Here is a 13315-nt window from a genome sequence, read left to right as displayed (position 1 = left end):
CCCGCCCCGGGGTGCGGGCACCGTGCGTTAGAGTCCCGGATCGATTCGGTGGATCTTGGGGCGGACGAGTTGGGGGACGGTAATGACGACTGACGGGCCTGACGACGTCTGGGCGGCTCCGGCGGACGAGCCGGCGGCGCAGCCGCGCCGCTCCGCGCCGCCGGGGCAGCCCGGCTACCCCGCCCACCCCGGCTACCCCGCCCACCCCGGCTACCCCGCCCACCCCGGCTACCCCAACTACCCGGGCTATCCCGGGTACGGCGGGGTGTCCGACGTGCGGCCCGGGACCAACGGCCTGGCGATCACCTCGCTGGTCACCGGCGTCATCTGCTGCTGCTGGCCGGCCGCGATCGGCTTCGGCATCGGCGCCCTGGTGCAGCTGCGCAGGCGGCGGCAGGCCGGCCGCGGGCTGGCCGTCGCCGGGTTGGTGCTCGGCCTGATCGGCGCGCTGCTGACCGCCCTGCTGGCCGTCGAGGTGGTCCGCCACGCGCAGCCGGAGACCTCGGTCTTCAAGCTGCGGGTCGGCGCCTGCTTCCAGCAGGCGCCCAGCCCGATCCAGCAGATGGTCACCACGGTGCCGTGCACCTCCCCGCACTACGGCGAGGTGTCCGGCACCGTCAACCTCACCGACCCCGCCTTCCCCGGAGCCGTCGCCGCCCGGCGGGAGACCGACCAGGACTGCGGGAACACCGAGGACACCTACATCCTCGACCCCTGGGCCCGGCCGGCCACGCTGCGCGAGTACCACCTCGCCCCGGCCGACCAGCTCGACTGGGACCAGGGCGGCCACATCGGCGTCTGCTTCCTCACCGACACCGCTCCGGACCCGGTGCCGCGCCCGCTGCGCGCCGACGGCGTCACCCTGACGCCGGACCAGTTCCAGTTCGTCTCGGGCATCGACGACCTCGACCTGGACCGGACCGCCCCCGCCGACCGGGCCAGGATCGCGCGGACCGCCCGTGACCTTCCGATGCTGCTCATCTCCTTCAGCGGCAGGTTCTCCGCCGGTATCCAGCCGCAAATCACCGCCTTCGACCAGGAATTGACCCAGGACGTGCCGCTCTGGCAGGCCGCTGCCGCCGATCCCACCACCCCGGTCGCCGACCTCTACGCCCGACTCGCCGGCCATGACGGCACCGCGTCCGAGATCGCGCTCCGCCGGACCTTGGGTCTGGTCGACCAGCCGCCGGCCGGCAACGGCTCGTCGGCGGACGGGGTTTGAGACCGTTCGCGACATTTGGCAAGGGGGGGATGGTGCACGATCGGCGTCAGGTCGGCCCACTCGGGCCAAATCACTGTGAATTGACCCAATATGACGCCGCCACAGGATCCGCACTGTCCATGCCATTGCCGGACGGCTGAAGAGGGACCTACAGTCGACGAAGTTTTCCTTTCGAGCGGCGGGAAGGGGGGATTCCCATGCAGTACGTCTGGCCGACCGACTAATGGATTCCGAGGGCGCGGCCGCGCCGCTCATTCTTCTCCCGGTGCGACCGCGCCTTTCTCCGCTTTCCCGTTGTTCGCTGACGCATCGCATTCGTTCTTCGCTGTCGTGCTCCGATGCCGAATGAAGGAGTCGTCCCGCAGTGGCAGCCTCCGACGATCTGTTCGACCCGCGCTCCGCGGAGTTCATCGCGGATCCCTATCCGACCTATCGTCGGCTGCGCGCGCAGGACGGCCCGCACTGGTTCGAGCCGCTGGACTCTTGGCTGGTGTCGACGTACGCCGACTGCCAGGCCGTGCTCCGGGACACCGCGGCCTTCCGGTCGCCGCCGAACCTGACGGGCATCCAGGCGCTCGACCCGCCGCAGAGCCTGCCCTACCGCAGCCTGATCCGCTCCGGGCTGCGCGCCGCGCAGAGCCCCGAGTTCGAGGCGGACCTGGTGCGGGCCGGTGCGCAGCTGCTGCGCGCCGCGCGGGCCGGCGGGCCGTTCGACCTGGTCCGGGACTTCGTCACGCCGTTCTGCCTGGCCGCGGTCAGTCGGCTGGTGGCGGTGCCGGTGCCCGACGGCGGGGTCTTCGAGGAGTACACGACCGCGCACCAGCGCGCGATGGACTCGCAGGTGGTCGACCCCGCCGAGCGCGAGGCCGTCGCGGCCCGGGCGGCCCGCAGCCGGGCCCGGATCGCCGAGCTGATCGACCGGTGGAGCGCCGGTGGCGCCCCCGGCATCCTCACCCACCTCCAGCAGGGCGGCGGCGCGCTGGGCATCACCGCCAAGGCGGAGCGCGCCACCGTCTACTTCGTGGTCTTCTCCACCTACGGGACCGGCACCGCCGCGCTCGGCAACGGGCTGGCCGCGCTGCTGCGCCGACCCGGCGGGCTCAAGGAACTGCGCGCGCTCGGGCCGGCCGGCTGGGACCGGGCCACCGACGAACTGCTCCGCTACGACCCGCCCGTCCAGGTGCTGGCCCGGACCTGCACCGCCGACACCGAGCTCGGCGGCCGCACGATCCGGCAGGGCCAGGGCGTGCTTGCGCTCGCGGGCTCGGCCAACCACGACCCCGAGCAGTTCGCCGACCCGGAGGAGGTCGTGCTGACCAGGGAGCACAACCCGCACTTCGGCCTCGGCTGGGGTGCGCACGTCTGCCTCGGCGCCCCGCTCACCCAGCTGATGTTCCGGGCCGCCTTCCGGGCCCTGCTCGACGAGGCGCCCGGCCTCGCGCTGGTCGGCGAGCCGGTGCGCAGGCCGATCTCCACCAGCCGGGCCTTCGAGGCCATCCCGGTCGACTGCTGACGAGGACCCATCCCATGGACCCCAGATCCGACGGCGAGCACCTGGCTCAGCTGCTGGACGGGCACATCACCACCCAGTTGATCGCCGCCGCGGTGCGCTTCGGCATCCCCGACCTGCTCGGGGAGGAGGTCGTCGCCGTGCCCCGGTTGAGCGCGGCCAGCGGAATCCGCCTTGCCGAATTGCCGCGATTCCTCTACGCCCTGCAGCGGATCGGACTCGTCGAAGCGGTGGGGGCCGGGGAATTCAAGGCCACCCCGATGATGCGTCACCTCCGCAGCGGGACCGGTGGTCTGCACGGGCACGCGCTGATGGCGGGAAAGATCTATTACGACGTCTGGGCCGACCTGGACCACACGCTGCGCACCGGCGGATCGGCATTCGACCACCACGGTGGCAGCCTCTGGGACCACCTCGCGAAAGAACCGGAGACGGCCGCCGCGTTCACCAGGACGATGAACTGGAACACCGGCCGGATCCTGGACGAACTGACCGCCCTCTACCCCTTTCCGGAGACCGGGATCATCGCCGACCTGGGAGCTGGTGAGGGCACGGTCACGGCCGGCCTGGCCGAACGGCTCCCGGGGGCCGGGTTCGTGGTCTTCGAGCAGCCCTCGGTGATCGGGAACACCCGCCGGGCACTGGCGGAACTCGGTGTCGCGGATCGCTGCTCGTTCGTCTCCGGCGACTTCCTGGAGCAGGTCCCGCCGGGCGCCGACCTGTACCTGCTCAAGTCCGTGCTGCACAACTGGGGTGATCCCGCGGCGGACCGGATCCTGCGCAACTGCCGTGCCGCGATGGCCGGTCGGGGACGGCTGCTGGTCATCGAGCACGCCGCCGACAGCGTCGACCCGGTCGCCGCCGCGATGCGCGACATGATCATGCTGGTGCTGTTCGGCGGCCGGGACCGCACCGTCGGCGAGTACGGCGCACTCCTTGAGGCCGCCGGCTTCGAGGTCTCCCGGACCTGGTCCGGCTCGGCGGGCCTGCGCCTGCTGGAGGCCGTTCCCCGCTGAGCGGCCGCCGCCGGCCCTCCCGTACCGCGATCCCCGCACCGCGAGGCCGGGGCAACCGATGAAAGGACCCCTGGTGCGCATCGCGCTCGTTTCGGCGCCGTGGAACCTGCTGGAGACCCCCTCGCTGCCGCTGGGCATCCTCAGCGCGGCCGCGGCCGGCTGCCAACGTCCGCCAGAAGTACAGGAGTTCTACGCCAACCTGGACTGGGCCGACTACCTGCTCGACGCCTCCGGCGGAGACCTCACACCGGCCGACTACGGCTACGTGGCCAACCTCGGCGTCTGGTACGGCATGGGCGACTGGGTCTTCACCTCGGCGCTCTACGACCAACCCGACTGGCACCGCGCGGAGTTCACCGCTCACCTGGAGCGGGTCGGGGTCCCGCCGGGACGTTCCTTCGAGATGGCCCAGCACGCCGAGCGGTTCGTCGAGCTGACGGCCCGCCGGATCCTCGCGTCCGACCCCGACGTGGTCGGCTTCAGCTCCACCTTCCAGCAGAACATCGCCTCCCTCGCACTGGCCCGCCGGATCAAGCAACTGCGCCCCGAGGTCCGCACGCTGATGGGCGGCGGCAACTGCGCCGGCTCGATGGGCGCCGCGATCCACCGCAACTTCGACTACGTCGACTACGTGATCAGTGGCGAGGCCGAGGACTCGTTCGTGGAGTTCGTCGACCACCTGGACGGCTACCGGGAGGTCTCGGAGGTCGCGGGGCTGTCCTGGCGGGCGGAGGACGGCTCGACCGTGGTCAACAAGCCGGCGGGCGCGGTCCGGATGGAGTCCGCCCCGTGCCCCGACTACCGCGCCTGGTTCGAGGCCGTCAACGCCAGCGCGGTGCGCCCGTTCATCCAGCCGAAGCTGCTCTACGAGGCGGCCCGCGGCTGCTGGTGGGGCGAGAAGCACACCTGCACCTTCTGCGGGCTGAACCAGCTCACCATCGGGTTCCGCTCCAGGCCGGCCGAGCAAGTGCTCGCCCACCTGCGCGAGATGATCGAGCGCTACCGCCTGCTCGACGTCGTCGCGGTCGACAACATCCTCGACATGGCCTACCTCAAGTCGCTGCTGCCCCAACTCGCCGCCGAGGACTGGGACCTGCACTTCTACTACGAGATCAAGTCCAACCTGCGGGAGGCCGACGTCCGGCTGCTGCGCCGGGCCGGACTGGTCCAGGTGCAGCCGGGCATCGAGAACCTCAGCTCCAGGGTGCTGAAGATCATGGAGAAGGGGGTCCACGCCACCCAGAACGTGGTGCTGCTGCGCGACTGCGAGGAGAACGACATCACGGTCGACTGGAACTACCTCTACGGATTCCCCGGCGAATCCGACGAGGACTACGACGAAGTGCTGGCCCAGTTCCCCGCCCTGGCCCACCTCCAGCCGCCGGCCGGCAGCGTGCGGATCATCCTGGAACGGTTCAGCCCGTACTTCGAGCGGCCGGAGCTGGGCTTCGGACTGCGCCGCCCGGCGGCGCACTACGAGCACCTCTACGACCTGCCGCCGGACGAACTCCAGGAGATCGCCTACCAGTTCGTCACCGACGAGCGCGGGATCGGCGCCGACAAGGCCGCCGAGGTCAGGGCGGCCGTCCGGCAGTGGCGCGCGGCCTACCCGCAGAGCAGCCTGACCCTCGCGCCGGACGAGGACGGCTCGCTCACCCTCGCCGACCGCCGGACCGGCTGGCCGCAGCGGGAGGTCCGACTGGCCGCCGGGTGCGAGGCGGCGGCCTACACGGCGCTGCTCAAGCCACGGCGAGTCGAGGCGGTGGCGGCCGAACTGGGCATCGCCGCCGCGGACCTCGAAGCACTGGTGGCGGACTGGCAGCGGCAGGGCCTGGTGTTCCGCGAGGGCGGCCGGGTGGTCGCGCTCGCCACCCGGTGCACCAGCATCAAGAGCGGGGAGGCCTGATCCGATGTTAGACGCACTGGGCTTCGTCGCCGACCTGCGGGACCGCACGGCCCGGGGCGAGCGGGTGGACTGGCAGCTGGAGGCCCTCGGCCTCGCCCCCGACCCCGAGCTGCTGTGCCACCTCGCACCGCCGGCGCCCGACCAAGCACCCCGCTGGCACGAACTCCACCGCTTCGGGCTGCTCTACTACCGGCGCGGCCCGGGCTTCGTGATCGTGTACGACGCCAGGCCGACCGCCACGGCCGCCCAACTGCTCCTCGACGACCCCGACGAACTGCGGCTCTTCGACCGCCTCGCCCGCCCGGGCCCGCTCGCCTCCGACGACCCAGCCGCGCGGCGCTTGCGAACTGCCCGGCTGGTCATGGAGGTTGACGGGTGGGCGGTCGCACTGCCGTACCGGGAGTCGCGGTTGGTGCTGCCGCTGGACATCATGTGCATGCCGTCGAACGTGTCGCCGAAGGCCTCGCCGACCGCTACCAGTAGTGGATGACGGTGCCAGGGGGGAACTGGTCGGTGTTCAGCAGTGTGGTGGGGCCGTAGACGGTCACGCTTTCCAGGGCGGGGAGGAGGCGCAGTGGGGCGAGGTCCAGCTGTGGCGGATGAGGCAGGTAGTTGATGGTCAGTCGACGCAGCTGCGGGGTGAGGCTCGGCAGTTCCTCCAGGAAACCCGGGTCACTGTCTCCGCCGACCAGGAGATGGGTGAGGTAGGGCAGGCGGGGCAGTTGGGGGCGACCGGGGCACCACAGCGACAGGACGTCGAGGGCCGGGAGCAGGGCGAGTTCGTCCAGCGGTTGACTGCCGTCGTAGTCGAGGGCCACCGCCCGCAACTCGGCCCACCGGCTGATGCCGGTGATCTCGGTCGTGAGAAGTGCCTTCTTCCAGAGGGTGAGTGACACCAGGTCGTCGGGTGCCGGGAGCGTGCGCAGGGTCGCGCAGCGCAGCGGTACGTCCAGCGTGAGGTGGCGCAGGCCCTGGAGTTGGGCCAGCGGTTCGTGGCTGGCGATTGGCGTTCCCTGGAGCATGAGGCGCTCCAAGGGCAGCTCACCGATGGGGCCGAGGCCTTCGCGGACGACGCAGCCCAGCAGGGCGAGATTGGTGATCCGCTGATGCTCCCGGAGGAACCGCAGGCTCTCGAAGTCACCTCCGCTGAGCCGGAGTTCCTGGCAGTCGTGAAGTCGGCCCGTGGCGATCAGGTCGGCCGCCTCGAAGGGGCCGGTGAACTCGATCCGCGAGAAGGTGGCGGCCATCGGCAGAGCCGCGAGGTGTTCGGGGCCACTGACGGTGAGCAGGCCCTGGCCCGAGCCGTGGGAGAGGATCTCCCGGGCGTACTCGGCGGGGTCGATCCGAGGGGAGGCCCAGGCGCGGCCGAGCGCGTTCCACAGTGCGACGCCCGTCAGCGATCGGAACCGCTTGAGGAAAGGCATGGCCAGTTCCCCGCCGGCCCGCGCGGCGGTGTCGACGACGAAGCACCGCTCGATGTCCGTGAGGTCCTCCGGGCCCGGGAGCAGGTCCAGTACCAGGGGGCCGCAGGCCGACAACCGGTCGACGGCGTAGGACGAGCGCGGTGGGAGGTGCTCGCGGAGCCGGTCCTCGACCTCTGCGCGGACGGTCGGATCGAGCACGCTGACCTGCTCCAGGCAGGCCGCCGCCAGCAGATGGAGCCGGGTGAGGTGATCGGCGTTCGCGTCCCCCCGCTCGATCAGCATCCGCAGCACTCGTGCCGCCTCGTCCGGGCGGGCGTGGGCCACGGCCATGCGCAGCACGTCCTCCCACTGCGGGTCGGTCGCATGCTCGTTCAGCACGCCGAAGTCGAGCCCGGTGACGGCCGCCTTGGCCCCCAGGAAGTCCTGGAACGTCCGGTGGATGAAGTCGACCGTCTCAGCGGTCGGTTGGCGCAGCAGGCCGCTGCGCGCGATGAGGTGCGTGAGCACCTGTCCGGCATCCCCCTGCGTGCTCACGTCGGGCATCGCCGGGAGCGCGGCGGCTACCGCGTGCGTGGCGTCCGGGAGTTCGGCCTCGGCCAGGCCGTTGCGGATCATCCAGTAGGCCAGTCGCTGGAGCAGCTCCGTGGTCTGCTCCTCGTCGAGCACGATCCCCTCGGGCGCGGTGATGTCCCGCTCGTCGTCGCGGCGGATCATCAGCATCGAGAGTGCGGCGCTGTAGAGCGCCTTGCGTCCTCGGGGCAGGTGCCCGCGGCGGTCGCGGTGCAGGGCGCAGACCAGCGCGCAGAGCAGGGGAGTGGTGGTGAGCTGGGCGAGGTCGCGCTGGGCCGTTACGGTGTCGCCGAGTTGGCGTTCGAGCTGGGTCAGCCGGTCCGCCTCGGCGGGATCGTCGGTCTCGGCCCGGGCGGCGTCGTGCCAGCGTTCGACGAAGACGGCGACGTCGCGCAGGCTCATCGGACGGACCGTCAGCTCGGCGAACCGGTCCCGGACCAGGGCGCCCTCGGCCAGCGCGGACGGCCGGGTGGTGACGGCCACGAAGCATGCGGGGTACGCGGCGAGCAGGTCGCTCAGCCACTCGAAGGTGCGGTCGCGGTCGCGCTGCGGCACCTCGTCCAGGCCGTCCAGCAGCAGCATGCCGCGCCCGTCCGCGAGCACCCGGTCCGCCCAGTCCGGGGGTTGGCTGCCCGCCAGCGGACAGCCGATGCTCTGCAACAGTTCGTCGGCCGTCGGGAACGCCGTGCTCCGCACCAGCCGCCGCAGCGGAAGCAGGAAGGGGACCACTCCGCGCAAGCGTGACAGCTCGTCAGGGAGTTGGTCCTGAGCTGCGGCGACCGTGAGCCACTGCAGCAGGGTGGTCTTCCCGCTCCCGGCCTGGCCGCGCACCAGGATCCGCTGTTTGCCGGCCAGCGCCTGTTCGGCCCGCTGCACCAGGTGGACCTGTGTCTCCTGCGGCGAACGGGCGGCGGGGGAGGCGAGTTCGAGGCTCAGGTAGGCGGTGTCGAGCGGCCAGCGGGAGCGTTCCGGGTGGCTGAGGTCCAGGCCGATGATGTCCAGGTGGCTGTGCCGCTTGACCAGGTAGTCGCAGTACCGCCGTTCGAACTCCCCGCGCGTCGCGACGGCGGGAGCCGGCCCCGCCGCCCGCCTCCGTAGCTCCAGCAGCGGCCCCTGCTCGGCGCGCAGGGCCGTGGCCAGCACGATGACCGTCCGCTCGGAGGGCAGCTTGGCGCCGTTCAGCGCCTGGCTCACCGTCGTCCGTCCCAGGGCCGACCTGCGGGCGAGCTGTTCCACCGTCAGGTTGCGTTGGACCATCAGCTGCCGCAGTGTGTCGGCCAGTTCCACCATGGCGTTCATCTTCGTTCAGCTGAACGGCGCCGAACACGACTTCCGCCAGATTGGCTCCCGTCCGCCCAACCCGGCCGATCGGAGAAGTCCAGTGCTGACGCTGCTCGTTCCCTACCTGCTCCTGCTCACCGTCCTGCTCCTCCTGGGCGTGGTGCTGCCCGCCGTCTGGTCCCGCCGACCGGCCCGGCGGGCGGCCGCGCGCGAGGTGCTGAGGCTCCTGCTGGCTGCGCTACGGCGCCCCCGCCGACAGTGAGCCGTCCGCGGGCGGCGGGCCCACCCGCCTGCTGCGCAGCCGCAGCAGGGGGACGGGGTCCGCGCCCAGGGCGCGGGCGAGCAGGAGCACCGTGCGTTCGGAGGACGGGCCGCCGTTCAGCACCTTGCTGACCGTGGTGCGGCCGAGGCCGGAGCGGCGGGTGAGTTGATCGACCGTCAGGTGGTGGCGGCGCATGATGGTCCGGAGGGCGGCGTCGAGTTCAGCCATGGGGACATCATGGTTCAGCTGAACACGGTCAAACCAGAGGGCGCTCGCTCACCGATACCGGCTCGCAGGCGCTCGCTCGCCTGCCCTCTCGCCCGCTCGCCCGCTCACTCACCCGCTCGCCCGCTCACTCACCCGCGCACCCGCTCACTCGCCCGCGAGCCGCAGCAGGAACTTGCCCGTGGTGGTGCGGGACTCGATCAGGCGGTGCACCTCGGCGGCCTCCTCCAGCGGGTGTTCGGCGGTGATCAGCGGGTCCACCGCGCCGCCCGCGACCAGCGCGAAGGCCCGCTCGGCGAGGGCGCGCAGCTCGGCGGGGTGCTGCTGGGAGAGCTCCAGGATCGACATCGCGCCGATGCTGCGGCCCGGCGCCAGGTCCGGCACACCCGCCTGCCAGGGCGCCTCGCCGTCGGCGTTGCCAAAGGAGACCAGGCGGCCGAAGGGGGAGAGCACGGTCAGGCCGGTGCGCAGGGTCGCGCCGCCGATCGGGTCGAGCAGCAGGTCCACCCCGCGGTCGCCGGTGGCGCGTTGGGCCCCGGCGGCGAACTCCGCGCCGACGAACACCTCGTCGTAACCGGCCTTGCGGGCGTACTCCGCCTTGGCCTCGGTGGAGACCACGCCGAGCACCTGGCCGGCTCCGCCCAGCTTGGCCAACTGGCCCAGCACGCCGCCGATCCCGCCGGCCGCGCCGTGCACCAGCACCGAGTCGCCGACCCGCAGTCGGCCGATCTCGTGCAGCAGCGCGTGGGCCGTGGGAAGCACGGTGGGCAGCGCGGCGCCGGTGCGCAGCGCGACGTCGTCGGGGAGCGCGAAGACGGTGTCGGCCTCGGCCACGGCGACCTCCGCGTAGCCGCCGAACCTGGTGAGCGCGGCGACCCGCTGGCCGGGGTGCAGCCCGTGGCTCTCGGCCACCCCGGCGCCGACGGCGCGGATCACGCCGGCGACCTCCAGGCCGGGCTGGAAGGGCAGCGACTCGACCCGGTAGCCGACGCTGCGGGCCTTCAGCTCCGCGAAGTTGACGCCCGCGTAGGCGACGTCGATGCTCACCTCGCCCGGACCCGGCTCGGGCACCGGCAGCTCGGCGAGCCGCAGCACCTCGGGACCGCCGAATTCCTCGACCACGATCGCGCGCATGACGTCATCCCCTCGTCGCGGAGGCACGGCCGGGACCGGCCGCCTCCGCCTGCTCAACCTGTTCAATGGAAAGCGAACACCTAGAGTGTATGGATTTCATCGAACACTCGGCAAGGGGGTACGTGGGGTGGGCGTCGGCCGGATGGGGGGCCGGCAGGACGCTGACGAACTGGCTGGGAAAAGCCATGCTCAGCCAGCACTTCGCGGTGCTAGGCTCGGCCGGTTCGGTCGGGGGGAGGTGGACCGGCCCGGGCGCGGCTCGCCGGGTCCGGGGTCAACTCCGCTTCCCGCCGGCGTCGGTGCCGTGGGGTCGGGCCGCACCGGTCGGGCCGCCATCGGGGCGCCACCGGCCAGGAGATGGACGAGGGGACGAGAGATGGCCGAGTACCGGATCCGCCGCCGCTGGTCGGCCGATCTTGAGGGCTGCGTGCGGGCTCTCGCCGAGGTCTATGAGGCCGACGGCTATCCGCAGGTCTGGCCGGCCCGCCCGTCCGTCTGGCTGGTCGATCCGGACCAGCTCGCCGGCTGGGTGGCGACCGGGCCGGACGGCAGCGTGGTCGCGCACGTCTCGCTGGTCGCGGGCGCCCGCTCCTCGGCCGCCCGGGTCTGGGCGGACCGGACCGGACGCCGGGTCGAGGAGACGGCGGCGGTCAGCCGGCTCTACGTCGCGCCGACGGCGCGCGGGCGCGGCCTGGGCTCCGAACTGCTGGACGCCGCGGCCGAGTACGCCCGGGAGCAGGGGTTCTGCCCGGTGCTGGACGTGGTCACCGGCCACACCGCCGCCGTCGAGTTGTACGAACGGCAGGGCTGGGAATGGCTGATGACGGTGGATCAGCAATGGCCGGACGGGCAGGTGGTGCCGGTGCACTGCTATGCCCTGGACGGTGCGTTGGGCGGGGCGCTGGACGGGGCTCCGGACGGCGAGTCGGGTGGCGGGGCGGGCGGGGTCTCGGGCGGGGCGCCGGATGAGGTGGCGGACCGCACGTTGGAGAGGTAGGCGGCGGGCGGGTAGGGTCCGCGCCATGAATCATGATCAACTCACGGCTGCGGCAGCTGACCTGGAGCTCGCGGTGCACTCCGCCGTGACGGCGCTGGAGCCCGCGGCGGGGGCTGACTGGACGGTGCTCGCGGGCGGGCTGGAGTGGGACTGCTGGGAGACCATGGAGCACATGGCCGACGCGCTGTTCGGCTACGCGCTGCAACTCGGGCCGTCGAAGCCGCCGTTGGACCACTGGGTGCACCTGGCCTGGCAGCGCGACCGGCCGGCCGCGCCGCCCTCGGCCTTCAGGGTGGAGCGCGAGGCGGGCGCGGGCGCGCTGCTGGAGGCGGTGGAAGCGGCGGGTGCGGTGCTGGTGGCGATGGTCCGCACGGTGGCGCCCGACGTGCGGGCGTTCCACTCGTACGGGGTGTCCGACCCGGCCGGTTTCGCGGCGATGGGCATCGTGGAGGCCCTGGTGCACGTCGACGACGTGGCGCGCGGGTTGGGCATCGAGTGGGCGCCGCCGGCCGGTCCGTGCGCGCGGGCCCTGGCGCGCCTCTTCCCCGAGGTTGAGGTCGAGGTGGCCGATGACCCGTGGGTCGCGCTGCGCTGGGCCACCGGGCGTGGCGAGCTCCCCGGCCGGCCGGGGCTGCGGCAGTTCGAGCAGTGGCACAGCGCGCCGCTGGGGGACTGACGGCGGGGGTGCTCCGTGGGGGGTGGGGGAGCGGGGTGGGCGAGCAGTGTAATGCTGGCCATTATTAATGGTTGGCATTACGGTGCGCGCTTGCCCTGCCGCGGTGCGTCGGCGTGCTGCGTGCGCCGCGCGCCCGCCTGGGCGCTTACTTAATGCCACCCATTAATGCTGCCCAGTATTAACGGTCGCCCAAAGCGGCGCGGGCCAAGCTCGGCGGCTACCCCCGCGGCGGCAGCGGTGTGCGCAGTTCGCCGACGGCGACCGATGACGGCTCGCCACCGAGAACGGTCAGCACGAACGCGGTGGTGAGCGCGCGGACGGCGTCCGCCTGCTTCACCAGGTAGTGGCTGCCGCGGGGCACCTCGTAGCGGGCCAGGTCCGGGGCGAAGGGCAGGGCTCGCCGGGCGTAGTCGAGCGACTTGGCGGCGCTCGCTTCGGTGCGGTCCCGGTCGCCGTGGATGATCAGCACCCGTCGGCCCGTCAGGTGCTCCACCGGGGCGCCGTCCGGCAGCCACGGTGCGATGCCGACCACGCCCGCGACCGCCGGGTGGCCGGCCTCCTGGAATGCGGCGCGTCCGCCGAGTGAGTTGCCGATCAGCACGATCGGCACATCGCCGTACCGGGCGGCGAGTTCCGCCAGCGCCCAGCGGGTGTCCGTGGCCGTGTCGGCGGAGGCGCCGTTCCAGCCCGCGTAGCGGTAGTGCAGCAGGTGGACGGCGATCCCGTCCGGGCGCCCCCGCTCGGTGAGCTCGGTCGCCAGCTCGTGCAGCCCCTGCTCGACGAACTTCAACGGCCTGAGTCGGCTGCGGACGAACCCGCCGGGCAGGAGCAGTGCAACGCCCCGGACCTTGCCGCCGCCCTGCCACTGCGTCAGCTCGGCGGTGCGTTCTCGCGACCTGAACATGTCGTCCCTCCCCGTCTGGCACGCAGATCCTAGCGGCGCACAATGCTGCCCAGTATTAATGCTCCCCATTACCGGGCGCCCTCCCCGTCCGATCGCACTGGTCGCACTGGTCGCACCGGTCGCACCGGTCGCACCGGTCGCACCGGTCACACCGATTGATCGATTGCACCGATCGCACCGATTGCCCC

General features: G+C 72.2%; 12 protein-coding genes. 8 read left to right on the top strand and 4 right to left on the bottom strand.

The window, feature by feature from the left end; all coding sequences use genetic code 11:
• The first annotated feature begins 82 nt into the window (after positions 1-82).
• From FHX73_RS02570 to FHX73_RS02550, 5 genes are all read left to right on the top strand, one after another.
• A complete protein-coding gene (locus FHX73_RS02570; protein WP_145903058.1) occupies positions 83-1222 on the top strand; it encodes a DUF4190 domain-containing protein in 1140 nt (379 codons plus the stop codon).
• A gap of 364 nt (positions 1223-1586) precedes the next feature.
• Positions 1587-2735, top strand: coding sequence for a cytochrome P450 (locus FHX73_RS02565; protein WP_145903057.1), 1149 nt, complete (start codon positions 1587-1589; stop codon positions 2733-2735).
• A gap of 14 nt (positions 2736-2749) precedes the next feature.
• The gene (locus tag FHX73_RS02560) at positions 2750-3748 is read left to right on the top strand and encodes a methyltransferase (protein ID WP_145903056.1); all 999 of its coding nucleotides are present in this window, start codon (positions 2750-2752) and stop codon (positions 3746-3748) included.
• Positions 3749-3821: 73 nt separating this feature from the next.
• A complete protein-coding gene (locus FHX73_RS02555; RefSeq protein WP_145903055.1) occupies positions 3822-5654 on the top strand; it encodes a RiPP maturation radical SAM C-methyltransferase in 1833 nt (610 codons plus the stop codon).
• Between the two features lie 4 nt (positions 5655-5658).
• Complete coding sequence (locus FHX73_RS02550) at positions 5659-6144, top strand: DUF5825 family protein (protein WP_145903054.1); 486 nt, start codon at positions 5659-5661, stop codon at positions 6142-6144.
• On the opposite strand, the gene FHX73_RS02545 is transcribed toward FHX73_RS02550, so the two are convergent.
• A complete protein-coding gene (locus tag FHX73_RS02545) occupies positions 6128-8947 on the bottom strand; it encodes an NACHT domain-containing protein (protein WP_145903053.1) in 2820 nt (939 codons plus the stop codon). The two genes, FHX73_RS02550 and FHX73_RS02545, sit on opposite strands and share 17 nt — an antisense overlap.
• Between FHX73_RS02545 and FHX73_RS02540 the strand changes: the two genes are divergently transcribed.
• The gene (locus FHX73_RS02540; protein WP_145903052.1) at positions 8937-9191 is read left to right on the top strand and encodes a hypothetical protein; all 255 of its coding nucleotides are present in this window, start codon (positions 8937-8939) and stop codon (positions 9189-9191) included. The two genes, FHX73_RS02545 and FHX73_RS02540, sit on opposite strands and share 11 nt — an antisense overlap.
• Here the strand turns inward: FHX73_RS02540 and FHX73_RS02535 are convergent.
• On the bottom strand, positions 9168-9419 hold the full coding sequence (locus FHX73_RS02535) for a helix-turn-helix domain-containing protein (RefSeq protein WP_145903051.1): 252 nt from the start codon (positions 9417-9419) through the stop codon (positions 9168-9170). The two genes, FHX73_RS02540 and FHX73_RS02535, sit on opposite strands and share 24 nt — an antisense overlap.
• A gap of 144 nt (positions 9420-9563) precedes the next feature.
• Positions 9564-10550 (bottom strand): zinc-binding dehydrogenase, encoded by a 987-nt coding sequence (locus tag FHX73_RS02530; RefSeq protein ID WP_145903050.1) that lies wholly within the window; start codon positions 10548-10550, stop codon positions 9564-9566.
• A 376-nt stretch (positions 10551-10926) separates the two neighbouring features.
• Here FHX73_RS02530 and FHX73_RS02525 point away from each other — a divergent pair, with 376 nt between their 5' ends.
• Complete coding sequence (locus FHX73_RS02525) at positions 10927-11547, top strand: GNAT family N-acetyltransferase (protein ID WP_145903049.1); 621 nt, start codon at positions 10927-10929, stop codon at positions 11545-11547.
• Between the two features lie 25 nt (positions 11548-11572).
• Positions 11573-12223, top strand: coding sequence for a hypothetical protein (locus FHX73_RS02520; protein ID WP_145903048.1), 651 nt, complete (start codon positions 11573-11575; stop codon positions 12221-12223).
• A 217-nt stretch (positions 12224-12440) separates the two neighbouring features.
• Here FHX73_RS02520 and FHX73_RS02515 read toward each other — a convergent pair whose 3' ends face one another.
• Positions 12441-13127, bottom strand: a complete 687-nt coding sequence (locus tag FHX73_RS02515; RefSeq protein ID WP_145903047.1) for an alpha/beta hydrolase — start codon at positions 13125-13127, stop codon at positions 12441-12443.
• Between the last annotated feature and the right edge of the window lie 188 nt (positions 13128-13315).

The organism is Kitasatospora viridis (assembly GCF_007829815.1).
GTDB classification, from domain to species: Bacteria; Actinomycetota; Actinomycetes; order Streptomycetales; family Streptomycetaceae; genus Kitasatospora; species Kitasatospora viridis.
This window is presented reverse-complemented; position numbering and strand designations above follow the sequence as displayed.